The sequence below is a fragment of the Sphingobacterium sp. SGL-16 genome (genome assembly GCF_011043515.1).
Taxonomy (GTDB): Bacteria; Bacteroidota; Bacteroidia; order Sphingobacteriales; family Sphingobacteriaceae; genus Sphingobacterium; species Sphingobacterium litopenaei.
Genome location: NZ_JAAKGQ010000004.1, coordinates 121,491 through 144,160 on the forward strand (window position 1 = coordinate 121,491; position 22,670 = coordinate 144,160).

A 22,670-nucleotide genomic window follows, 5' to 3' on the forward strand; every position below is an offset into this window, starting at 1 on the left:
TTTAAAAAACTTTTGAAATAAAGGTATATTGGTTAATTTTTAGTGATTAATTCTGTATAATAATTAATATAACCTAGAATAATTTTTCTTTTAAGACAACGAAATTTTAGGAATTTGTTCGATCAATGTACTTGCTGCAGCCACTGTTAAATCATGCTTTAATTCAGATAATTCTAATTTAGTTTGATCAGAAAGACGAGGAATACAATAAAGATGAATCGAAGATTGTACTTCTGAAAGGATAATATCGCCAAAAACTATTCCTTTTCCTGCCAGAATTATTTTTTCTGGATTGAGAATATGAATTAACGTTGCAATTCCTTTCCCCAGCATATGTCCAATTTTTTTAATTGCTTCGATTGTCAGTTGATCCCCTACATTGTAAGCATGCACTAGTTGTTCGTAAGTAATCGGACCATCTTTGGTACTTAGAATGGAAGCTTCTCCTGCATTAAGACGTTCTTCAATATAATCAATAGCAGTCTGGAGAGAAGCTTCTACTTCCAAACAGCCTTTTTTGCCACATCTGCATAATTTATTACTATCTGCTAATGGGATATGACTAAATTCGCCAGCAAAACCTTTATGACCTTTAAAGATCTTATTGTTGATAAGAATTCCTAATCCCACACCCCATGTCAAATTGATTACAAGAGTATGAGAAGAGTTTTTAGCTTTCCCAAAATGTTTTTCTACCAAAGCAATCGCTGTTGAATCATTTTCAATATAAGTAGGTAATAATGTGCGCTCTTCTAAAATGCCCGCTACATTATACAAAGGAGAATCAGGTAAGTGCGAAGAATTAATTTTCTTTTCAGCATCTACGAAACCTGGGCATATAATACCAATACCCAAAAAGGCTGATTTACCAAACTGTTGCTTTATATTTTCAACAGCACTAACAATTTCTTCCAGTAATTCGTTTTCCGCGGTGATTAATAAAGGAATTTTCACTGTATCTACAACCTTTTCGATATCCATATTATAAACATCAATCAAAGTACGTTTCCTTTCTATCGAAATCGAAATTATATATCCTAATTTATTTTTATCGGCTTTATATAAATATGCTTTTCTACCACCTGTAGAATCTGTGAGACCTAAATTTATAATATATCCTTTTTTTAGTAGGTCTTTGATTCCTTTGGTAGTAATAGGTATACTTTTTTCTACAGCAAGGCTTAAATCGCCGATGGAGGTAGAGCCCAAAAAGAACAAATTTTTAAGGATGTTAGTGTTTAGATTCATGGTAATTGGTTTTTATTTTTGTAAATATATAAATTAAAAATTAATAAAATTAAAATTTAATAAGGCTAAATATTATCTTTTTTAGAAAAATGTAAAATTAAAACTTTACTGAGAGACTATTTGGTATTGCAATTAGTGGATTATAAGATCAAAATAATTGTATAGCTATTTTACTAAAAAAAAGTTTTACTTTTTTCTTTTTAGTAAAAATTTTCTTCTTTTTTCTTTTCCATTGTATCCTTTAGGATTGTATTCTTTTATAGTCCAAAAAAGAAATGCGCTCCCAATGGAGCGCATTTCATATGAATAAAAGATAACTTAGTTTTGTTTAGCCCACCATAATGGTGTCAATACCGCATCAGGACCACCCAACAAAGAAACGGCTTTATCATAGCCATCTTTGTCGGAGTTCATTAGACTAGATGGATATTTTAACCTTTGTGGGAAAAATTTGATCTGATTGGTCATGTAATTTGCAGTTGTCAATGCTGGCAAATTTGGCAAAGGATTTTCAATCGCAGGATTTTCGAAGAAAGGTAAACCTAATCTTCTGTGATCTGACCATGCTTCTAACGGCAACCATGGCATATTTGCAATATACTTTTGGGTTATGATTTTTGTTAAAGCATCGTTGCGAACAGTTCCGTTTTTATAAATACTATTGACAGGATATTGAATAGTTGCGGTGCCTGCCACTCCTGTGTAGCCGTCTACATAATTCATCGTTCTCGAAGCACCCGGCTCTGTTGTATGGGTGAATTTTACCGATGTTCCCACTCTATTGTAGGTTTCAGAATTCAAGTATGCTGATGCATATTGGGAAACTCCATGGTAATCAAAGTTAGCTTTCACGCCATTTTCATAAGCCGCTTGAGCAGTAGTTCCCGTATTCCAGCCTTTTAGCGAAGCCTCAGCAAGTAAGAAGTAAGTTTCCCAGCTCGCGAAGAATATACGGGAAGAGTTACTTGTTCTATAAGTCTTGGCAAGTGCAGGCATTTTTCCGACTTGAATCGAACGAATTGGGTTCACAGCGCCTTTGGCTCCAAAGTCACCACTTACTGCCGTGCTCCAAGTGAATTTCGTATCTATCCTAATAGTATCCGTATTGAATCCTGTTACAGGAGGAAATTTAACTTGGGTAGTCGAAGCATCGCTCGTATATGAAGGATAATTAGACCAAGTATTGCTATTAATATCTCCCGGTATATAGAAGGTTTTATAGGCTCGTGGGTCTATAATATTAGGTAAACCATCAAAGAAATATCCCGCTGTTGGATCATTGGTTCGAGTGGAATAATGACCTAACATTCTTTTTCCAATGTAGTTTTCTGGTTTTATAGCTGAATGATATTGATCGCCTAACTGATCCTCGGATTTAACACCTCCTAAACCCACATAAATATTATTTAGTGCTGTAGAAATTACCTGACCATTCCATTCTCTACTCATCACACCAGAAAGTGGATCCCATCCTGGTCGCTCTGCTACTTTGAAATTGTGGTCTGCTGTAGTGATTAATTTGTTGGATGCTACAGCATCTTCAAATTCTGATTTTGCTTTATTAGCATCTACCTCAGCGATACGCATAGCTAAGCGAAGGCGCATTGAGTTACCATATCGAATCCATTTGTCCCAATCATATTTGTACGCGGGATCTTGGTTTTGAAGTTTGTCAGGACGAGTTATATTAGCATCTATTTTGCTTGTAGCATCTTTCAGTTCGGCCAACAAGAAGTAGTACACATCTTGTGTTGATTTGAATTCTGGATTTTGGCCAGCAAATGCTTCGGTAGGAATAGCACCAAAATTGTCTGCCAATTCACTCATCAAATATGCTCTCCAAATTCTAGCTACCTGAGTAAGGTTATTGTTATAAGGTTGCGCAGAGCCATTTACAACTTTCATTTCGGCGATTTGAAGTGCTGTATTTGCGTGATTTAACCATTCTGAGATGTAGCGCCAATAATCGTTTGTCCAATCATCATTGTATCCACCACTGGTAATACCTCCTGAAAGGTGTTGACGGCCAGCAGCTTTCCAATACAATACAAATACGCGTTCAGCAATATGTGGATCTTGTTGCGCTGCAATTATTGAATTATTAATAAAATACTCTACTTGAACTTGATTTTCATTTGCTTGCGTAGGGTTAGTATTTATTTCATCAAATTTCGAACAACTCGAAAATGATGCTGCGGTTGCTAATGCAATTGCTATAGTAAGTTTTGTTAATTTCGTTTTCATTTTCTTAGATTTTAGAAGCCCAATGAAATATTTAAAAAGTATGAGCGTGAAGTTGGGAATGATAGGTACTCGAATCCCACAGCATTGGTGCTAATCGCATATACTGATTCTGGATCCACACCATTTGCGTGGCTCTTAATCATCCAAACATTGTTAGCGGATAAAGAAAATTTAGCACTTCTTACTATTGAAGAATTCAATAATCTTCCAGGAATACTGTAGCTCAATTGTATATTTCTTAAACGAATATTCGTCGCGTCATATAGATTTTGCTCCGTGATACCTAGGTTTCCAGAAGTGTTAGTCACTTGGTTCCAATATTGTTGATGGGTTACCGTTTTAGTATTCGCAGTATAACCACCATTGCCATCACTCACTACACCATCTACCACAAATGGTTGTCTATCGCCATTTACTACAGTCTCTGCTGCAAGTCCAGCACGTTGCAATGCTAGATTAGTACCAGCGAAGAATTTTCCGCCAAATCTACCATCCACTAAGAATGATAATCCAACATTTTTGTAAGAGAAGGAGTTTGTGATACCCAATAAAGCTCTTGCACTTTGATCACCTAATAAATGAGAACCGTTTGCTGCTGTTGGAAGTCCATCACCGTTTACGATAATTTTGCCATAATGAGGGCTGCTAGTATCCTCCACGCGCGCATATTTTGTTCCGTATATAGTACCATAACGTTGACCAACTGTACTATTAACTTGCAAATTGTCAAAGCCACCTAATTGATAGATGTTTAGATCCTCTGTAAGCTCGATCAATTCGTTTACATTTTTAGAGTAGTTGACATTAATATCCCAAAGTAAACTTTCAGCATTTTTTAAAACATTAATTCCTAATACGGCTTCTAAACCTTTGTTTTGAATATTACCCGCATTAGCCATATAGTTTTGATATCCTGAAAGAGGATTCATAGCCAATTTAATAAGTTGGTTGGTTGCATTAGTTTTGTAATAAGCAAAATCTAAAGAGAAGCGATCGAATGCTCTGATGTCAAAACCAACTTCAAATGATTTTAGAAGCTCACTTAGTACATTTGGATTATACAAAGTTGGGTTTTTAGAAGCAGTGGTGTTTCCATTAGGATCTTTTCCGATTGAATATGTGTTATATAGTTCATAAGGAGCAAGACTGCCTCCAGTTTCCGCATATGAAGCGCGTAGTTTAGCAAAATTTAACCAGGTAGGGATTGAACCTCCAGTTTTGCTAATCATATCAGACACGACCAATGATGTACTTATTGAAGGATAGAAATATGATCTATTCGCTTTGCTTAAAGTTGATGACCAGTCATTTCTACCTGTCACGTTGATAAACCAGAAATTATCGTAGTTGATTTCAGCAGTTCCGAATAATGAATTGATTTGTTTTTCACGAATACCTTCCGACACTCCTGGATTTCCTTCTGAGTTGCTAATTGTGAATAAATTCGGTACAGTCAACGAACCTGCCGATGAGGAGAGCCAATTTGAGCTTTGTTTCATTATTTGTCCGAAAACAGAAGCTGAACCATTCCATTTACCAAATAAATTGTCTTTACGTGCATTTAAACTTACAATGTAGTTGCGCTCATTGAAGTTGTCAGATCCTACACTATACGAGTTTGTTAATGAAGATCCTGTATAGGTTCTACTGTCGAATTTCGTGTTATATAGATCCGAACCAGCTCTGAAGTCCGCATCTAACCAATCATTAAATTTGTATTTGATAGTCGCATTTAATAAAAAGCGATTTCTCGAATCTTTATTTAACTTATTATTTACCGCCCAATATGGATTTACTGTATTACTGTTATTATACCAAGTTTGATTTGCCCCAGGTTGATCCATGCCTGCTTCGAATTCCGTAATATCAATTGTATTAGGTATTAATAATGCCGTAGAATAATAGTTACCTGCGTTTGAACCACCAACAGCTCTGTTATTAGCTGTTGTATTCATGTATTGAACTTTCAAATCTGTGGTCCATCTTTTTTCTGCACCAAATTGTGATGTCAGTTTAGAGATTAGGTTCAAACGATCCAATTTTACGCCTGGCGTTTTACTATCGTCATGTAGATAGGTGCCTGAAGTATACAAACTAGTGCCTTCGCTTAAAGATTGTTGGAAAGTTAAATTGTGAGTTGTGTTTACACCTGTCTTGAAGAAATTATCTAAATTGTTATATGCCTGTAAAGTGTGTGGTTTTCCGTCCCAGCCTGTTACACTTTGACCGGTAATCTTTTCTCCCCAATTACTTCCTGACTGTGCATTAAATAATCCATCCGTACCTTGAGAAAATTCCGTTTGAAGTTCTGGCGTAATGAAAAGATTTTCTAATCCTACGGTAGCCGAATAAGAAATACCCGCTCCTCTAGAACTTTTACCTGATTTTGTGGTGATTAAGATTACTCCGTTTAAGGCTCTTGAACCGTATAAAGCTGAAGCAGCACCACCTTTTAATACGGACATACTTTCGATATCTTCGGGATTTAAATCTCCGATACCGTTACCCATATCTGCAGATGGGTTCCAAAAATCATTGTTCGACGCACCAGCAAAGTTTTCCATAGGAACGCCATCCACAACGATTAAAGGTTGGTTGTCTCCCGTTAAGGATGTGAAACCCCTCAAAACAATTTTAGATGATGAAGCGGGACCACTTGAACCTTTGATAATTTGCAAACCTGCCACTTTACCCGTCAAGGCGTTAGCGATATTGTTTTCTCTTGCTTCTACTAATGCATCCCCTTTAATGTCCTGAAATGAGTATCCTAAGGATTTTTTCTCTCTTTTAATACCCATTGCTGTCACTACGACTTCGTCGATGCCGCTAGCATCTTGTTCTAAAGTAACACTTACTGTTGTGCCCGATACAGTGATTTCTTGAGAAAGGTAGCCTAGTATAGAAAATTTTAATTTTTCTCCATTGTTAGCTTGAATAGTAAAATTACCATTTGTGTTAGATTGGGTGACTCTATTTGTGCCAAGGACAGAAACTGTCACACCAGGCAAGCCTCCATTAGAATCTGTTACTCTCCCAGTAACAGTCTGTTGTGCAAACACTGTTGTAATGCTACATATTAGCATCAACAGCGAAATGCTCCAATGTTTGTAAAATGTGCTCATAATTTGTTAGTAGTAATGAATGTTTGTTATTGATTTTTTATTAAGTTGTCACTTTGCATGACAGCTACACAAGCTGATGCAATAGTTTGTATATTGTCTAGATTTGATATTTCGATAGATGTACGTTGTGATAGTCTTGGAATACAAAAAATGTGAATTGATGATTGAATCTCTGGTAACAGGATAGCTCCAAAGGCAGCTCCAATGCCGCTAATGATTACTTTCTCAGGATTTAGAATATGTATTAACGTGGCTATACCTTTACCTAGCATGAACCCCATTTTCTTTATTCCATGAATACTTAATTGGTCGCCCAGTTTGTAAGCTTGGATAAGTGAATTTAGAAATTGTGACTTGTCTTTACTCTCTACATGAGGTGCTAATAACGATACTTCGCCTTCTTTCAGTCTTTCTTTTATGTATTCTATTGCGGATTCGAGTGAAGCTTCTACTTCCAAGCAGCCTTTTTTGCCACATGAGCACAGTTTATTCTCATCCGCCAATGGAATATGGCTAAATTCACCAGCAAACCCATTGAAGCCTCGGAATAATTGTTGATCTACTATAATTCCTAATCCAACGCCCCAAGTTAAATTGATTATTAGTGAATGATTTGTGTTTTTCGCTTTCCCAAAGTTTTTTTCCGCAATTGCGATGGCTGATGAATCGTTTTCTATATAAACGTCTAACTTAAGATCATTTTTTAATCTACGAGGTAGATCGTATAATGGAGATTCCTTTGAATACGAATTATTTACACCTTTGTGAGAGTCGACAAATCCTGGAGTAGTAATGCCAATAGCAAAAATTGGATATGTATTATAGGTTTCTATAATTTTTTCAGCATAAACAACTATACTGTGGTATATAGTCAAGTCATCGAACTGATTAATGTTTATATCTATATTTTCTATCAACGGTTCGTTGAAAATATTATATAAGCCCATAATAATGGAATACCTATTTATACTGATTGTAAGCGTATTTCCAATTTTTTCTTTGTTCAATTTGTAGGCTGCCGCTCTACGGCCACCAGTTGAGGCTCTAAGGCCGTCTGGAATAACAAAATTTTGGTCAATCAATGACTGTATCGATTTAGCAATAATTGGAACGCTTTTCCCAATAGAATTACTTATCTCTGCTATTGATTGTGGTCCAGAAAAATATAGGGATTTTATAATTTGCGTATAAAACTGGTCCATCATAAATAGGTTCTTGTAAATGTTTTATAAAGTTAAGTATATAATTTTTTAAATTCCAAATACTTTTTAAAAAATATAATAAGTTGTACTTGTTTCCTGCATTTTTATTTTAAGTCACTTGTCAAATCATTTTTTTATCTTCGGGAAACTAAACTCTATCTAATTACATGAAACAACGTTATTATTCGCTGGATGTGTTTCGAGGTGCTACAGTTGCACTTATGATAATGGTCAATAATCCAGGGACTTGGGGAATTATGTTTGCTCCGTTGAAACATGCGCCCTGGCATGGATGTACGCCAACGGATTTAGTGTTTCCTTTTTTTTTATTTGCAGTAGGAAATGCTATGTCATTCGTTATTCCTCGATTACAAGAAGCAGGAGATGCTATTTTTTGGAAAAAGGTGATTAAAAGAACAATTCTTATTTTCTTAATAGGATTGGGATTAAATTGGTTCCCATTTGTCCAATGGATTGATGGTACACTCCAATTCAGAGAGTGGATGAGTAGTGTCGATCCTACAAAAGGGGTGCGAATTCTTGGGGTATTACAACGTATTGCTATTGCTTACTTCTTTGCATCTATACTTGCATATTACTTTAAACCGCGGACGTTAATTTATATTTCAGCTCTAATTTTGTTTGGTTATTGGGGGATATGCGCGGCATTAGGTGGTGAGGATCCTTATTCATTAGCAGGATGGTTTGGTACTGAAATAGATAAAAATATTTTAGGTGTACCGCATATGTATAAAGGAGAAGGCGTACCTTTTGATCCAGAAGGACTGATGAGTGCCTTGCCTGCGGTAGTACAAGTTGTATTCGGTTATTTAATAGGAGTGTTTATTAAGAAACAAGGTCAGGTAGATTGGTTGTGGACTAAAGTTCCTGCTTCCAATGAACCACATTTTAAATTATTGTCTGGACTTTTTGTGACAGGATTTATCCTTATAGTTTTGGGATGGGCATGGTCATTAGGATTTCCAATTAATAAAAAGATATGGACTAGCTCGTACGTGCTCTACACAACTGGATTGGGAATTATGACGATTGGCGGAATGATATGGTATATCGAGGTACAAGGTGTTAAGAATTGGTTAACTAAATTTTTTGATGTCTTTGGCAAAAACCCATTATTCATATTTGTATTGAGTGGTTTATTTCCAAAAGCTATGGTTTTAATTCGTATACCGAATGGATTGTCTGATGCTGGAGAACAATTATACATCACGCCTTTATCTTGGTTTTATCAAAATGTTTGTGCGCAAATGCCGGGAGTACCTGAAATCGGGTCATTAGTTTATTCATTATTGTTTTTGGCGCTGATGTGGATTATCGGTTATTTCATGGATAAAAAAGGTATTTACGTGAAGGTGTAAGTAATATGAAAGTTTGGAAAATAGTTAAATTTGGAAATAGTATAGATAGTTGTCTAAATATATGGGAAATCTGACTGTGAGATAATTGCTCATAGATAAGGTAATTTTCAAATTTCCAAATTCTTTTCATTTTCAAATTTAATGCTTACCTTTGCAGACAATTAATTAAATTTTTAACGCTTTAATATTATTCACGAAATGTATTTAAGTAAAGAGTACAAAGCTGGTATCTTCGCAGAATTTGCTGGTGCAGCTGAAAACACTGGTTCTGCAGAAGGACAAGTTGCTTTATTCACTAAAAGAATTGCTCACTTAACTGAGCACTTGAAAAAAAACAGAAAAGATTTTAATACACAACGTTCTCTACAAAAATTAGTAGGTAAACGTCGTTCATTATTAGCTTATTTGTACAAAAAAGATATCAACCGTTACCGTGCGATCATCAAAGGTCTAGGTTTACGTGATATCATCAAGTAAGCTTCATACAGTGAAAAGCTTAAAAAGCCATCCATTTTTGGATGGCTTTTTTTTGTATTATGCTTACATAGAATAAAAAATCCGTAACTTTGTTCAGAATTTTTAAAGGTCATAAAAATCGATGCATCAGTAGAATAAAGAGGAAAAATGCATCTCGAATTACAAAACAATGAGTTATAACGAAAAAAAAGTAACAATCGATTTAGGCAACGGACTTGCTCCTATCGAATTGTCTACAGGTAAATTGGCTAAACAGGCTGATGGTTCTGTAGTATTAAAGCAAGGTGATACGATGTTGTTAGCAACAGTAGTATCATCAAAAGAAGCTAAAGCAGGTGTGGATTTCTTACCACTTTCTGTAGACTACCAAGAAAAATATGCGGCTACAGGTCGTATCCCAGGAGGTTTCTTACGTCGTGAAGCAAGATTATCAGACTATGAAGTGTTGATTTCTCGTTTGGTAGATAGAGCTTTACGTCCATTATTCCCCGAAACATATCACGCAGACACGCAAGTGATGATCTCGTTGATCTCTGCTGATAAAGATATTATGCCAGATGCATTAGCTGGTTTAGCGGCTTCTGCAGCTATCGCTGTGTCTGACATTCCTTTCAACGGTCCTATTTCTGAGGTACGCGTAGCGAAAATCGATGGTCAGTTAGTAATCAACCCACGTTTATCTCAATTAGATAAAGCGACTTTAGAATTTATCGTTGCTGGTTCTGCACAAGATATCGTGATGGTAGAAGGTGAAGCAAACGAAATTTCGGAAGCTGAAATGGTAGAGGCTATTGCTTTTGCACATGAGGCTATCAAAAAGCAAGTTGCTGCACAATTAGAATTATCAAAATTAGTAGGTTCGGAGACTAAACGTGAGTTTAACCACGAGCCTTCGAATGAAGAGTTAAGAGCTCAAATTTTCAGTGCTACTTACGATAGAGTATACGAGATTGCAAAATCTGGTTCTTCTAAACATGAACGTTCTGAAAAATTTGCCGCTATTGGTCAAGAAGTAATTGATTCATTAGGTGAAGAAATCGACGACGAGACTAAATTTTTAGCTAAAAAATATTTCCACGATGTACAATACGATGCGGTTCGTAATCTAGTATTGGATGAAGGAATTCGTTTAGATGGTCGTGATGTACGTACTGTACGTCCTATTTGGTCTGAGGTAGATTATTTACCTGCAGCACACGGTTCAGCAGTATTTACACGTGGTGAAACACAATCATTGACTTCCGTTACTTTAGGTGCTAAAGACGATGAGCAAATGATTGATGGTGCATTTATCAATGGATACAACAAATTCATTTTACATTACAACTTCCCAGGTTTCTCAACAGGTGAAGTAAGACCTAATAGAGGTGCTGGTCGTCGTGAAATTGGTCACGGTAACTTGGCTATGCGTTCATTGAAAAAAGTATTGCCTGCTGATTCTGAAAATCCGTACACAATTCGTGTTGTTTCGGATATCTTAGAATCAAACGGTTCTTCTTCAATGGCGACTGTTTGTGCGGGTACGTTAGCTTTATTGGATGCGGGTGTGAAATTAAAATCACCAGTATCTGGTATTGCAATGGGCTTAATCACGGATGAAAAATCAGGTAAATATGCTATTCTTTCTGATATCTTAGGTGATGAAGATCACTTAGGTGATATGGACTTCAAAGTAACGGGTACAGAAAATGGTATCGTTGCTTGTCAGATGGACTTAAAAATCAATGGTTTGAAATGGGAAGTATTAACTCAAGCGTTGGATCAAGCGAAAGAAGCTCGTCTTCATATCTTAGGTGAGATGAAGAAAACTATCGCAGAGCCTCGTGAAGATTACAAACCTCACGCTCCTCGTATCATCCAATTGACTATCGATAAAGAATTTATCGGTGCTGTAATTGGTCCAGGTGGTAAAATCATCCAAGAAATGCAACGCGAAACTGGCGCTACTATTTCTATTGAAGAAGTAGATAACAAAGGTATCGTTCAAATTTTTGCAGATAATAAAGCTTCTATCGACGCGGCTACTACACGTATCAAAAATATCGTAGCAAAACCAGAAATTGGTGAAACGTACGAAGGTAAAGTGAAATCTATTATGGCTTTCGGTGCTTTCGTTGAGATTATGCCAGGTAAAGATGGTTTATTACACATTTCTGAAATTGATTGGAAACGTCTTGAATCTATGGACGGAATCTACAAAGAAGGTGATATTGTAACTGTTAAATTGTTAGATATTGACAAACAAGGTAAAATGAAACTTTCTCGCAAAGCTTTATTGCCTCGTCCTCCACGTGAAGACAAACCAAAAAGAGAAGATAAGCCAGCTGCAGCAGCTCCAGCTCCTGAAGCGCCAAAAGCTTAATTTTTCAATAACATAATATTATAAAGGCTCAATCAAAAAAGGTTGAGCTTTTTTGTGGAATGAGATTCAGCTTACTTATTATTGTCTGTGTATTTTTAGACAAACGATTTATAAGGAGCTTTTTAAAGAGTAGAGATAATAATTTTTTACTCACTCCGTTTCACAGGTTCTAAATCTTTTAATTCGTCTTCGGAGAATAATCGATAATGTACTTTAAAGGTTTTGCCGAGAGGTGTTTCTAAAGAAAAGCCACCAGGTCCAAAACCGTCTAGTACATCTAAAGTAAAATGAGAATATTGCCAATATTCGAAAAGGTCTCTATCAATCCAAAATTCAAAACCCTCGACTAGACCTATCATGGCGTCATTCATTCTTGGAAAATATCCGCCTTTTTCAAAACATTGAGGTTGTGTCCCTTCGCAACACCCACCAGCTTGATAAAACATCAAATCTCCATGTTGCGCTGCTAACTGTTGAATCACTTGCTTTGCTTCTTCTGATACATCTAATCGTTTTATCATAATTCAGTTTTTTATAAAAATGGGGTTTCCTTGGAAACCCCAATACATAGATAGTGTGTCTAAAAAAATCCTAATTTTTCTTTATTATAAGAAATCAACATGTTCTTTGTTTGTCGGTAGTGATCCAGCATGATTTTGTGGTTTTCACGACCAATACCTGATTGCTTATAGCCTCCAAATGGAGCACCAGCAGGGTAGGAGTGATATTGATTTACCCATACACGTCCTGCCTGTATGGCGCGAGGAACCGTATACAGTTGATGTGCATCACGAGTCCAGACACCAGCACCTAAGCCGTAGATTGTATCGTTTGCAATTTCAATGGCTTCTTTCTCATCTTTGAAAGTGGTAACAGCCAACACTGGACCGAAAATTTCTTCTTGGAAAATACGCATCTTGTTGTGTCCTTTGAATAAGGTAGGTTTGATATAATAGCCATCTTCAAATCCTTCACCTACGTTGTTTACATCACCACCAGTCAATACTTCTGCTCCTTCTTCTTTACCTAGTTTGATGTAAGATAAAATTTTATCTTTTTGAATTTTCGAAGCTTGCGCACCCATCATTACTGTTGGATCTAGTGGGTCACCCACTTTAATCGCATTTACACGTTCAATTACTTTCTCAATGAATTTATCGTAAATGGATTCTTGGATTAATAGGCGCGATGGACAAGTACAGATTTCCCCTTGATTCAGGGCAAATAGAACTGCGCCTTCTACAGCTTTATCTAAGAACGCATCGTCATGATCCATTACCGATTCGAAGAATACGTTTGGTGATTTTCCGCCTAATTCCAACGTAACTGGAATAATGTTTTCTGTAGCATATTGCATTACCAATCGCCCGGTTGCTGTTGATCCTGTAAAGGCAGCTTTCGAAACTTTTGGATTAGTTACTAAGGCACGGCCTAATTCAGCACCAAAGCCATTCACAACATTGACCACACCGTCAGGAATCAGATCCCCAATCAATTCCATTAATACCATGATAGATGTAGGGGTGCTTTCTGCAGGTTTTAATACAACAGTATTACCTGCCGCTAGGGCTGGAGCCAATTTCCATACCGCCATTAATAAAGGAAAATTCCAAGGGATAATCTGGGCAATTACACCAATCGGCTCATGTACAATTAATGAAACTGTATTAGCATCCAACTCACTTAATGAACCTTCTTCTGCACGGATTACACCCGCGAAATATCTAAAATGATCAATTGCCAATGGAATATCGGCATTTAACGTTTCACGTACGGCTTTACCATTATCAACAGTTTCTACTGCCGCGATATATTCCAGATTTTGTTCGATGCGATCGGCTATTTTGTTCAGAATGATACTTCGTTCTGTAGCAGAAGTTTTCCCCCAGGTTTGAAAAGCTTTTTCTGCAGCATTTACCGCTAATTCTAAATCTTCTTTTGTAGAATGAGCAGCTTGTGTAAAAACTTTTCCATCCAAAGGAGAGATGTTGTCAAAATATTTTCCTTGAACTGGAGGTACAAATTTTCCTCCAATATAGTTGTCATAACGCTCTTTGAACGTCGGTCTTTGAATTGTACCCATATTAGTGTTTATTTATTTGTGTTATCTGTTTATTCAAATTTACCGAACACGAAAGGGGTGCTATAGCATATTTGTGTCAAAGTGCAGGACTATTGTTTCAAGGTCTGTAACAATTTATTATATTTGGTTACGAGCCAATTATAAAAGTTTTTAATGTTATGATGAACAAATCTTTTATAAATACTCTTCCGTACGCGAAGGAAAAGGAGCTAACTACCTTGATAGAGAATAAGCGTTCCTTTGCTGTAGACGAAATGGAACTTCATGTTTTCGAAACATATGAAGCTAGTTCCCTCGTACCATTACAATTTGGCGATATTGTTCTGATTAATATGTTGGAAGGCAAAAAAGTTATGCATATTGGCCAATTAGATGCATTTGATTATCAGCCGGGACAAATGCTCATGCTTCCATCCTATACCAAAATGCTGATAGATTTTCCAGAAGCTACATTGCATAAACCAACACAATGCACTGCTTTGGTCGTAAGTAAAACGAAAATAGATTCAATATTGAATTATCTCAATGAATTTAGTCCAAAGCATCAAATGATAGGCGAATGGAATTTTGATCCTAATATCTTTCATTTATATAATACACCTGAATTGACCGATCTACTCAATAAGTTTTTTCGCATAATGATGGATTCGAATGCGCTCAAAAGTGTGTATGCGGATTTGACCTTCAAAGAAGTCATGATACGTCTCATGCAAGCGCAATCTATGTTGGCATTAGAAATTGGCAATTCTGCGAATCCGGTACTTTTGCACTTAAAGGAATTTATTCGTACACGGATTACTGAGAAAATTTCGATAGAATCTCTAGAGAGAGTAGCTAATATGAGTAAATCGAGTTTGACGCGTCTATTTAAGAAAGAACTTGGTGTAAGTCCAATGGAATACGTTATCAGTGAGCGAATCAGCAAAGCTAAAGAGTTGCTCAAAATGACTAAATCCGTCAAAGAATCCTGTTTTGGAGCAGGATTCAGTGATGTAAATTATTTTGTACGTATTTTTAAGAGTAAAGAAGGTATTACTCCTGGTGCTTTCTTGCTTTCTGTTTAGAATTAAAATTTCATTACGCGATCGAGTTCACGTTTTGTATCACGCTCTTTGATGGATTCACGTTTGTCGAAATCTTTTTTACCTTGTGCTAAAGCTATTTCTATTTTGGCGTATCCACGCTCATTTATAAAGATGCGTAAGGGGACAATAGTAAAACCTCGTTCTTCTCCTTTTTCTTTTAATTTCTTGAGTTCTTTTTTAGTTAAAAGCAATTTTCTATCGCGTTTTGCTTCGTGATTATAAAAGGAACCGAACGAATACTCGGCTATGTGCATGTTACGAATGTACAATCCATCTTCAAAAAATGAACAAAAACTATCGTTAATATTGGCCTTGCCTTCACGTATAGATTTGATTTCTGTCCCCAACAATTGCAACCCTGCTACGTATTTGTCAAGAAGATGATATTCGAACGATGCTCTTTTGTTTTTTATATTTATTTGGGATGATATAGCCATATTTTAATTCTTCCTATGCTGCAAATTTAATAAAATAAAGCATTGAATTTAATATTCTTAATACTTGTTAGTGTATTAACAATAACTTAACTTTATGATATTTATAAGTTTATAAAATTGCTAATAACCGACCAAAATTTTGTAAGTTTGCACGTTTTGGTTAGAGTTTAATGATTCGTAAAAAATGGACTAAGCAATGGAAGCTCTAGTATGTTAGATTAAAGTCATAGTTTTAATGTACCGTATCAACTTCATATTTAATCCGTATTTTTGACGATTATTTGATTTTAGTCAAAAAGTAAGAAAAATCGCATTTTAATAGAAATATCTATAGCATGAGCAAGGGAAAGTTAAGTGAAAGAACAAATAAGTTTCTTCAAGAACAACTAGAGCCTATAAAAGCAAACGACTTATACGCATATTTTAGACCCATACAATCCAAACAAGATACGGAGGTTATAATTGATGGCAAGCGTGTGTTAATGTTTGGTTCGAATTCGTATTTAGGTCTTACTACCGATCCACGCATTATTAAAGCTTCTCAAGATGCATTAGCAAAATACGGTACAGGTTGTGCAGGTTCTAGATTCTTAAATGGAACTTTGGATATTCACGTAGAATTGGAAGAAAAATTGGCTGATTATGTAGGGAAAGAAGCAGCGGTATTATTCAGTACAGGTTTCCAATCCAATTTAGGTCCTTTGTCATGTATCACAGGACGTAATGATTATATCCTTTTGGATGAACGCAATCACGCATCCATCATAGATGGAAGTAGATTGTCCTTCTCAAAAGTAATTAAGTATGCACACAATGATATGGAAGATTTACGTGCTAAAATTGCTCGTCTTCCAGAAGAAAGCTTCAAATTAATCGCTACAGACGGTGTATTCAGTATGGAAGGTGACATTGTTAATCTTCCAGAATTAATCAAGGTAGCTGAAGAATTTGATGCCGCAGTAATGTGTGACGATGCGCACAGTTTGGGTGTGATTGGTGAGCGTGGTGCAGGTACAGAAAGTCACTTTGGTTTGAAAAACAAAGTTGATTTGATCATGGGTACTTTCAGTAAGTCGTTAGCATCTTTAGGAGGTTTCGTAGCTGCTGATAAAGATACTATCGAATATTTGAAACATAGAGCACGTTCATTAATGTTTTCAGCTAGTATGACTCCTGCTTCTGTAGCTTCTACATTGAAAGCTTTGGAAATCATCCAATCAGAACCAGAGCATATCGAGAAATTGTGGGCTAATACGAACTACGCTAAAAAATTATTGTTAGACAGCGGATTTGATTTAGGACATACTGAAAGTCCGATCTTACCTATTTTTGTTCGTAATAATGATAAAACTTATTATGTTACAAAAACGCTTCAAGACAATGGTGTATTTGTCAATCCAGTAGTTGCTCCAGCTGTTCCAGCAGAAGAGTCATTGATTCGTTTCTCCTTAATGGCAACACATACTTTCGACCAAATCGACGAGGCTGTTGAAAAAATGGCTAAAGTATTTAAAACTGCTGAGGTGGAAACATTTGTAGGCTAAGTTTACACTAAAACATAAAAAGGACATGATTAATATCATACCTGTTACTACTAAAAAACAACGTGCGGAATTCATAGATTTTCCGCATGATTTGTATATGGGGGATCCGAATTATGTTCCTGAGCTTTTTGTAGCTCAAGACGATTTATTAAATCCCAACAAGCATCCATTTTACTTACATTCTTCGGCACAATTGTTCTTAGCGTATAAGGATAATAAAATAGTAGGAAGAATTGCGGCAATATGGAATCCTCACCACAATGAGTTTAATAAAGTTAACGAAGGGCAGTTTGGATTTTTTGATTGTATTAATGATCAAGAAGTAGCCAATAAACTTTTCGATACGGCAAAGGCTTGGGTGAAAGAGAAAGGTGGTGATAAGATAGTCGGTCCGATTAATTTGTCTACAAACGAAACCTGCGGATTATTAATTGAAGGGTTTGATCGCCCTCCTGTGGCGATGATGACTTACAATTATCCATATTATATGGATTTAATTGATAATTATGGTTTTACAAAGCAGGTAGACCTTCGCGCGTATGAAATCTTGACAGAAAATGCGAACACTCGTTCTGTTTTATTATTAGATAAGTTAGAAGAACGCTTAAAGCGCTCAGGAATAATTCTACGTTTGATTGATTTGAAAAATTTCAAAAGCGAAGCCGAAAAAATAAAAAAAGTATACAATAAGGCTTGGGACAAAAATTTAGGTTTTGTTCCGATGACTGATGAGGAATTTGCCTACATCGCAAAGGACCTCAAAATGATTGTAGATCAGAACTACTGTATTATTGCAGAAAAAGATAATGAGATTGTAGGTTTTGCTGTCGGAATTCCTAATATTAACGAGATACAGATTAAGATCAAACGTGGACGTTTATTGCCAACAGGTATTTTCAAATTGTTGTTTGGTCGTAAAAAAATCAAAACTTTGCGCGTCATGATGCTTGGAGTTTTGGAAGAGTACCGTAAATTGGGCATCGAAGCATGTTTGTATGGACGAATTATCAAAAATGCGAAGCAGCATGGTATCAAAGGGGCAGAATGTTCCTGGATGTTGGATCATAATTATATGATGAATCACGCTATAGAGCAGATAAACGGTAATTTATATAAACGTTACCGTATCTATGAAAAATTAATATGACAACGAAGGTTTTCATAACAGGTGCAAGTGGTTTTGTGGGATCGCACCTTGTTGAAGCAGCAAAAAATCGTGGATGGGAAGTGCATGCTGCAGTCCGGTCATCAAGTAAGATTGACGATATTAAAACTTATGTGGACAAATTTGTTCATCCAGATTTTGGCAATGTCGAGGAGCTTAAGCATCTTTTTCTTCAAGAGCAATACGACTATATCATACATGCTGCAGCATTAACAAAATCCAAATCGGAGGAAGAAATTTTGCGCGTCAATGTCGGAATGACACAGAATTTGATGCAAGTAGCTTTTGAAGAGGGCGTCCAATTGAAACGTTTTGTATATGTAAGCAGTTTGGCTGCTATTGGTCCTATCGCATATAATAGTACAGAAGATATTCAAGAAGATACAGATTATCGTCCCTTGACAGTATATGGTCGTAGTAAACGTACTTCTGAATTAAATATAAAGAAGAGATTTGCAGATAAACCCATTTCGATTTTCAGACCTACCGCTGTGTACGGTCCACGTGAAAAAGATTTGTTTATCTTATTTGACACACTAAATAAAGGGCTTGATCCTTACATCGGTTCCAATCCACAGAAACTTAGTTTCATCTATGTGAAAGATTTAGTAGATGTGCTTTTGAAAGGTTGTGAAGTTCCTCAGTTTGCATTAGAATTTTATAATATTTCAGATGGTCACGTATATTCGAAATATGCGATGGCTGATATTTTTCGCAAAACATTTAAGAAAAAGGCACTTCGTTTGCATATACCATACAGAGTGGTGGCATTTGTTGCGCGCGTATCCCAAATGTTATATAAAAACTCTTCTAAAACACCCGTGATTTATCCTGAACGTTTAGGAGAGCTTACGGCTGAAAATTGGAGTTGCGATATCAGTAAAGCCAAAACAAAATTGGGATTCAATCCCCAATTTGATCTTGAAAAAGGTTTGACAGCTACATTATTGTGGTATAAAGACAATAAGTGGCTATAAATATAAAGTAATGAGTGAAGGAAAAATTGACAAGAAGTTGTTTCAGGACAGAAAAAGAACGAATATTTTAAGTAACCCTGAGCAACAATTTATTACCTATCTACTACCTAAGATTCCTAATTGGATTTCTTCTGATGGACTGACGGCAATAGGATTTTTTGGTTCTTTAATGATCCTGATTAGTTTTTTGCTTGCAGAATATGTGGATCGTTCGTTATTATTATTAGGTATCGTTGGTTTTTTCGTGCAGTGGTTTGGTGACTCTTTGGATGGACGTATTGCTTTCTTTAGGAACAAATCACGTAAGTGGTATGGTTTTGCCTTAGACATTGTCATGGACTGGGTGAGTACCGTATTAATCGGTTTGGGATATGTGTTTTATGCCTCCGAAGATTTTAAATATTCTGGATTTGCTTTAGTAGCATTGTACGGTTGGGCAATGATTATTTCACAATTGCGTTACAAAATCACTGATAAATATACTATTGATGCGGGTCTTGTAGGACCTACAGAGATTCGTGTGATTATTGGTTTGGTCTTATTATTGGAAGTTTTAGTTCCTTTCTCAATTAATTACAGTGTAATTGTAATCTGTGTGATTTTGTTTTTTATCAATTTAGCGGATACGAAGAAATTGTTGGATTTGGGTGATGAACGCGATAAAGCGGAGAAACTTGCTAAACAGCATAAAGATTAAAGAATGGGCTTCAAACTAAAAGAATTTTTTAAAGCACAGCTTTCTGCCTTTTTGGGTGGAATGACTGACCTAGGAATTTATTCTTTTTGTTATAAGGTGTTGAATTTTTCAGCACCTTTTTCCAATGCAATAAGCGGGGCGTTAGGTGCAATTGTTAATTTTTTAATCAATCGCTATTGGTCATTTAACAATCCGAAGACGCCTATTGCCAATCAGCTTTGGAAATTCATCCTCGTTGTCATTGGAAGTATCACGTTAAAATCGCTTGGGATATATTTCTTTGTGGATAGATTGCAGTGGGATGGTATTTTATCAAAATTACTTGTTGAAGTAATAGTTTCCTTGGGTTTCAACTTTACCCTGCAGAAATTTTGGGTCTTTAAGAAGTAATTGGATCTTGAAAATATTTAAAGCCTTTCCATCATGGGAAGGCTTTTTTGTTGGGTGGAGCTGTGAAAATTCAGTAGGCTTTGCTATATTTAGCTAGTATCCAATTGCCCTATGAAACTAAATTATTTGCTGATTATCTTTTTTGTATACATTTCTATGCCATGCAGAGCCCAATCTAGTAATTTTGCATATCATGTATTAAAGAATATTTCATTTGGTCACCAGAATATAGCAGCAAATTGTTTTGTACAAGACAGTTTGGGTATGATATGGGTGGGCACAAATAATGGACTTTATAATTATGACGGTTATACTGCTAAGAGTGCACCCATACCAGACAAAAAATTCAAAACTTTCATTCATGCGCTTTTGACGCTAGACAATAAATATTTGGCTGTTGGTACGGGTGATGGTCTATTCATTTATGATTATATAAAGGATGTACATGAAGTGGTAGGTGATTTAGCACATGTTGACGTCAGGAGTTTGTTGTTAGATGAGGATAAGTTGTGGATTGGTACATTGAATGGTCTTTATGTTTATATTCTTGAGAAAATGTATAACTAACACGTATTAACCCAAGTATCAACCGCAGATATGCATAATTATTGATGATAGTGATTTGGCCCGCCTTCATTTAGTTTCTGAAGTGGCGAAATTTCCTTTATTAAATGTTGTGGGTAGTTTTGAGAGTTGCATACAAGCACAAGAAAAGTTAACACATAAAGATGTTCAGGTTGCAATTAATAAGTTTGGCGGAGGAGTTTATGCGTGTTCGGCAACGATAGAACTGATTAGTTATGAAAAGTTTATTATTCCGAAAGGTGTGACTTTGCAGACGGATACGATTAATCACAAAAATCTACTGGTTTGGGGTTATTTCAAACCAGAGATTATAAGTATGAGTGCTGTCTATCGCTCTACACAATATGAAGATGGTTATGAATTGTTTGGTACTACCAATGATATGGAATTTACTGATCAGCAGATTATTGCTCGTATCAAATATTACTATCATGTTGAAGGCGTAGATTATTTTGCGCGTACTTCTGAGACAAGCATCAAGGTATATGGATTGACGCAGACAGACAAAAAGCCTCAGCCTCCTTATTTGGTTATGTTGGATTCCACAGCAAGCAAAAGTGTTTCTAAACTTATTTGGCAAGATAATCAACATGACTCCCGAGGTTATTGGGTTTACAGAAATTCGGATGGCGAGTGGCAAAAAATATCTGATTTTATTTATGCTGTTGATTTGAAGGATGGATTAGGGGAATTTGTGGATACAGCTAATCATTTCAATAATCATTTAGTGCAATACGCTATCACTACCGAGAGTTTGAGTAATGTTGAAAGTGATTTTGTCTGATATTATAACAGTTCGTAAGGATGTAGGCCGACCAGTTGCTCCATTTTTAATGGAAGTAATGCAGGAGAAAATTGGCAACCTTATCTTTTGGAACTTGAGTGCAGAGAATGCGAATGTTGCTATAGGCTATAATGTATGTAGAAAAATAGGCGTTGGAAATTATGAAAAGTTGAATTCGGTGCTGTTACCAATTAATATGAACTCATATCGTGATAGTATCGAAGTGGGAAGCTTGCCTATAACTTATAAAATCACAGCTGAAAATATTCAAGGGATAGAGAGTGAATTCAGTAATGAATAGGTCGCTTTCGCAAATACCGTTAAAATTTTACCTCCTCAGAATTTAAAATCCTTTAAGATAGATGATGATAATGTTGTAGTCTTGACATGGCAGCCATCACAAAGTAAAATTGCGAAATATTTAGTTTATCGTTTTGTTCGTGGACAAGAGGCTGTTTTAGTCGCGAAACCAATGATACTGCAGAAAAAATTGTGGATAACAAACCGAATCGAGGGGTTACCAATTATTATTTCCTAGTCGTGGTAGATGAAATTGGGAATATCTCATATCCATCAAATGAAGTTTATGAAGCATTTGAATAGTTTTAAACAGATTCAAATAGTTTTGTAAAAATAAAATTCCAGTTGCACAATAAGTTGTGGTGTATTTCGTTTTTATTTTTCCTGAATACTTGTTTCGTATTATAAAACTTCCTTATCTTTGCACCACTCCGCAAGGGAGGAATGCTGGTAACAGCAGTGAAATACGAGGTTAGAAGCGGTTTCAACTGAGAAATCAGGGAAAACCATAAGCCATCCCTGACGGGAGGTAAACAAAAAAACTTCAAATAAAATTTGCGGTTTAAAATAAAGTTTCTACCTTTGCAGT

Annotated in this window: 20 protein-coding genes; 12 read left to right on the forward strand and 8 right to left on the reverse strand. The window is 36.0% G+C overall.

Features of this window, described 5'->3' with window-relative positions; all coding sequences use genetic code 11:
• Positions 1-90 precede the first annotated feature (90 nt).
• The 4 genes from G5B32_RS02920 to G5B32_RS02935 all read right to left on the reverse strand — a co-directional run bounded on the left by G5B32_RS02920 (position 91) and on the right by G5B32_RS02935 (position 7,819).
• Positions 91-1,248: an ROK family protein gene (locus G5B32_RS02920; RefSeq protein WP_165290059.1), complete on the reverse strand. Its 1,158-nt coding sequence runs from the start codon at positions 1,246-1,248 to the stop codon at positions 91-93.
• Positions 1,249-1,566: 318 nt separating this feature from the next.
• Positions 1,567-3,492 (reverse strand): SusD/RagB family nutrient-binding outer membrane lipoprotein, encoded by a 1,926-nt coding sequence (locus G5B32_RS02925; protein ID WP_165290060.1) that lies wholly within the window; start codon positions 3,490-3,492, stop codon positions 1,567-1,569.
• 11 nt (positions 3,493-3,503) lie between these two features.
• Positions 3,504-6,614 (reverse strand): SusC/RagA family TonB-linked outer membrane protein, encoded by a 3,111-nt coding sequence (locus G5B32_RS02930; RefSeq protein WP_206366770.1) that lies wholly within the window; start codon positions 6,612-6,614, stop codon positions 3,504-3,506.
• A 26-nt stretch (positions 6,615-6,640) separates the two neighbouring features.
• The gene (locus G5B32_RS02935; RefSeq protein WP_165290061.1) at positions 6,641-7,819 is read right to left on the reverse strand and encodes an ROK family protein; all 1,179 of its coding nucleotides are present in this window, start codon (positions 7,817-7,819) and stop codon (positions 6,641-6,643) included.
• 164 nt (positions 7,820-7,983) lie between these two features.
• On the opposite strand from G5B32_RS02935, the gene G5B32_RS02940 reads away from it, so the two are divergent.
• The 3 genes from G5B32_RS02940 (at position 7,984) to G5B32_RS02950 (ending at position 12,034) form a co-directional block, all read left to right on the forward strand.
• Positions 7,984-9,195 (forward strand): acyltransferase family protein, encoded by a 1,212-nt coding sequence (locus tag G5B32_RS02940; protein WP_165290062.1) that lies wholly within the window; start codon positions 7,984-7,986, stop codon positions 9,193-9,195.
• Between the two features lie 198 nt (positions 9,196-9,393).
• Positions 9,394-9,672, forward strand: coding sequence for a 30S ribosomal protein S15 (rpsO, locus tag G5B32_RS02945; RefSeq protein ID WP_149914686.1), 279 nt, complete (start codon positions 9,394-9,396; stop codon positions 9,670-9,672).
• A gap of 169 nt (positions 9,673-9,841) precedes the next feature.
• Complete coding sequence (locus tag G5B32_RS02950) at positions 9,842-12,034, forward strand: polyribonucleotide nucleotidyltransferase (protein WP_165290063.1); 2,193 nt, start codon at positions 9,842-9,844, stop codon at positions 12,032-12,034.
• A 146-nt stretch (positions 12,035-12,180) separates the two neighbouring features.
• Here G5B32_RS02950 and G5B32_RS02955 read toward each other — a convergent pair whose 3' ends face one another.
• Together G5B32_RS02955 and G5B32_RS02960 are read right to left on the reverse strand one after the other, a co-directional pair.
• Positions 12,181-12,555: a DUF779 domain-containing protein gene (locus G5B32_RS02955; RefSeq protein WP_165290064.1), complete on the reverse strand. Its 375-nt coding sequence runs from the start codon at positions 12,553-12,555 to the stop codon at positions 12,181-12,183.
• A gap of 59 nt (positions 12,556-12,614) precedes the next feature.
• Complete coding sequence (locus G5B32_RS02960) at positions 12,615-14,117, reverse strand: aldehyde dehydrogenase family protein (RefSeq protein WP_165290065.1); 1,503 nt, start codon at positions 14,115-14,117, stop codon at positions 12,615-12,617.
• Between the two features lie 158 nt (positions 14,118-14,275).
• Here G5B32_RS02960 and G5B32_RS02965 point away from each other — a divergent pair, with 158 nt between their 5' ends.
• Complete coding sequence (locus tag G5B32_RS02965) at positions 14,276-15,181, forward strand: helix-turn-helix domain-containing protein (protein WP_240898981.1); 906 nt, start codon at positions 14,276-14,278, stop codon at positions 15,179-15,181.
• A 2-nt stretch (positions 15,182-15,183) separates the two neighbouring features.
• On the opposite strand, the gene smpB is transcribed toward G5B32_RS02965, so the two are convergent.
• Positions 15,184-15,639 carry an SsrA-binding protein SmpB gene (gene smpB, locus G5B32_RS02970; protein WP_165290066.1) on the reverse strand — a complete coding sequence of 152 codons (456 nt, stop codon included), beginning with the start codon at positions 15,637-15,639 and terminating at the stop codon, positions 15,184-15,186.
• A 335-nt stretch (positions 15,640-15,974) separates the two neighbouring features.
• Between smpB and spt the strand changes: the two genes are divergently transcribed.
• The 8 genes from spt (at position 15,975) to G5B32_RS03010 (ending at position 22,082) form a co-directional block, all read left to right on the forward strand.
• Positions 15,975-17,183 (forward strand): serine palmitoyltransferase, encoded by a 1,209-nt coding sequence (spt, locus tag G5B32_RS02975; RefSeq protein ID WP_165290067.1) that lies wholly within the window; start codon positions 15,975-15,977, stop codon positions 17,181-17,183.
• 25 nt (positions 17,184-17,208) lie between these two features.
• On the forward strand, positions 17,209-18,330 hold the full coding sequence (locus G5B32_RS02980; protein ID WP_165290068.1) for a GNAT family N-acetyltransferase: 1,122 nt from the start codon (positions 17,209-17,211) through the stop codon (positions 18,328-18,330).
• On the forward strand, positions 18,327-19,325 hold the full coding sequence (locus tag G5B32_RS02985; RefSeq protein WP_165290069.1) for an NAD-dependent epimerase/dehydratase family protein: 999 nt from the start codon (positions 18,327-18,329) through the stop codon (positions 19,323-19,325). Before G5B32_RS02980 ends, G5B32_RS02985 begins: the two co-directional genes overlap by 4 nt.
• 10 nt (positions 19,326-19,335) lie before the next feature.
• Positions 19,336-20,022 (forward strand): CDP-alcohol phosphatidyltransferase family protein, encoded by a 687-nt coding sequence (locus G5B32_RS02990; protein WP_165290070.1) that lies wholly within the window; start codon positions 19,336-19,338, stop codon positions 20,020-20,022.
• A gap of 3 nt (positions 20,023-20,025) precedes the next feature.
• Entirely contained in the window at positions 20,026-20,412 is a 387-nt protein-coding gene (locus G5B32_RS02995; protein WP_165290071.1) for a GtrA family protein, read from the forward strand.
• A 111-nt stretch (positions 20,413-20,523) separates the two neighbouring features.
• Entirely contained in the window at positions 20,524-20,979 is a 456-nt protein-coding gene (locus G5B32_RS03000; RefSeq protein ID WP_165290072.1) for a two-component regulator propeller domain-containing protein, read from the forward strand.
• A gap of 82 nt (positions 20,980-21,061) precedes the next feature.
• On the forward strand, positions 21,062-21,781 hold the full coding sequence (locus G5B32_RS03005) for a hypothetical protein (RefSeq protein WP_165290073.1): 720 nt from the start codon (positions 21,062-21,064) through the stop codon (positions 21,779-21,781).
• Complete coding sequence (locus tag G5B32_RS03010) at positions 21,759-22,082, forward strand: hypothetical protein (protein ID WP_206366771.1); 324 nt, start codon at positions 21,759-21,761, stop codon at positions 22,080-22,082. Before G5B32_RS03005 ends, G5B32_RS03010 begins: the two co-directional genes overlap by 23 nt.
• 304 nt (positions 22,083-22,386) lie before the next feature.
• On the opposite strand, the gene G5B32_RS17055 is transcribed toward G5B32_RS03010, so the two are convergent.
• Positions 22,387-22,670, reverse strand: a 284-nt coding sequence (locus G5B32_RS17055; RefSeq protein WP_206366772.1) for a hypothetical protein, incomplete at its 5' end; no start/stop codon positions are given.

Bases quoted from the DNA above. Each gene is read 5' to 3' on its own strand.
- G5B32_RS03000 (WP_165290072.1), top strand. From the start codon at position 20,524: ATGAAACTAAATTATTTGCTGATTATCTTTTTTGTATACATTTCTATG.
- G5B32_RS03010 (WP_206366771.1), top strand. From the start codon at position 21,759: ATGTTGAAAGTGATTTTGTCTGATATTATAACAGTTCGTAAGGATGTA.
- G5B32_RS02930 (WP_206366770.1), bottom strand. From the start codon at position 6,614: ATGAGCACATTTTACAAACATTGGAGCATTTCGCTGTTGATGCTAATA.
- G5B32_RS02950 (WP_165290063.1), top strand. From the start codon at position 9,842: ATGAGTTATAACGAAAAAAAAGTAACAATCGATTTAGGCAACGGACTT.
- G5B32_RS02920 (WP_165290059.1), bottom strand. From the start codon at position 1,248: ATGAATCTAAACACTAACATCCTTAAAAATTTGTTCTTTTTGGGCTCT.
- rpsO (WP_149914686.1), top strand. From the start codon at position 9,394: ATGTATTTAAGTAAAGAGTACAAAGCTGGTATCTTCGCAGAATTTGCT.
- G5B32_RS02935 (WP_165290061.1), bottom strand. From the start codon at position 7,819: ATGATGGACCAGTTTTATACGCAAATTATAAAATCCCTATATTTTTCT.
- G5B32_RS02925 (WP_165290060.1), bottom strand. From the start codon at position 3,492: ATGAAAACGAAATTAACAAAACTTACTATAGCAATTGCATTAGCAACC.
- G5B32_RS02980 (WP_165290068.1), top strand. From the start codon at position 17,209: ATGATTAATATCATACCTGTTACTACTAAAAAACAACGTGCGGAATTC.
- G5B32_RS02940 (WP_165290062.1), top strand. From the start codon at position 7,984: ATGAAACAACGTTATTATTCGCTGGATGTGTTTCGAGGTGCTACAGTT.
- spt (WP_165290067.1), top strand. From the start codon at position 15,975: ATGAGCAAGGGAAAGTTAAGTGAAAGAACAAATAAGTTTCTTCAAGAA.
- G5B32_RS02965 (WP_240898981.1), top strand. From the start codon at position 14,276: ATGATGAACAAATCTTTTATAAATACTCTTCCGTACGCGAAGGAAAAG.
- G5B32_RS02955 (WP_165290064.1), bottom strand. From the start codon at position 12,555: ATGATAAAACGATTAGATGTATCAGAAGAAGCAAAGCAAGTGATTCAA.
- G5B32_RS02995 (WP_165290071.1), top strand. From the start codon at position 20,026: ATGGGCTTCAAACTAAAAGAATTTTTTAAAGCACAGCTTTCTGCCTTT.
- G5B32_RS02990 (WP_165290070.1), top strand. From the start codon at position 19,336: ATGAGTGAAGGAAAAATTGACAAGAAGTTGTTTCAGGACAGAAAAAGA.
- G5B32_RS02960 (WP_165290065.1), bottom strand. From the start codon at position 14,117: ATGGGTACAATTCAAAGACCGACGTTCAAAGAGCGTTATGACAACTAT.
- G5B32_RS02985 (WP_165290069.1), top strand. From the start codon at position 18,327: ATGACAACGAAGGTTTTCATAACAGGTGCAAGTGGTTTTGTGGGATCG.
- smpB (WP_165290066.1), bottom strand. From the start codon at position 15,639: ATGGCTATATCATCCCAAATAAATATAAAAAACAAAAGAGCATCGTTC.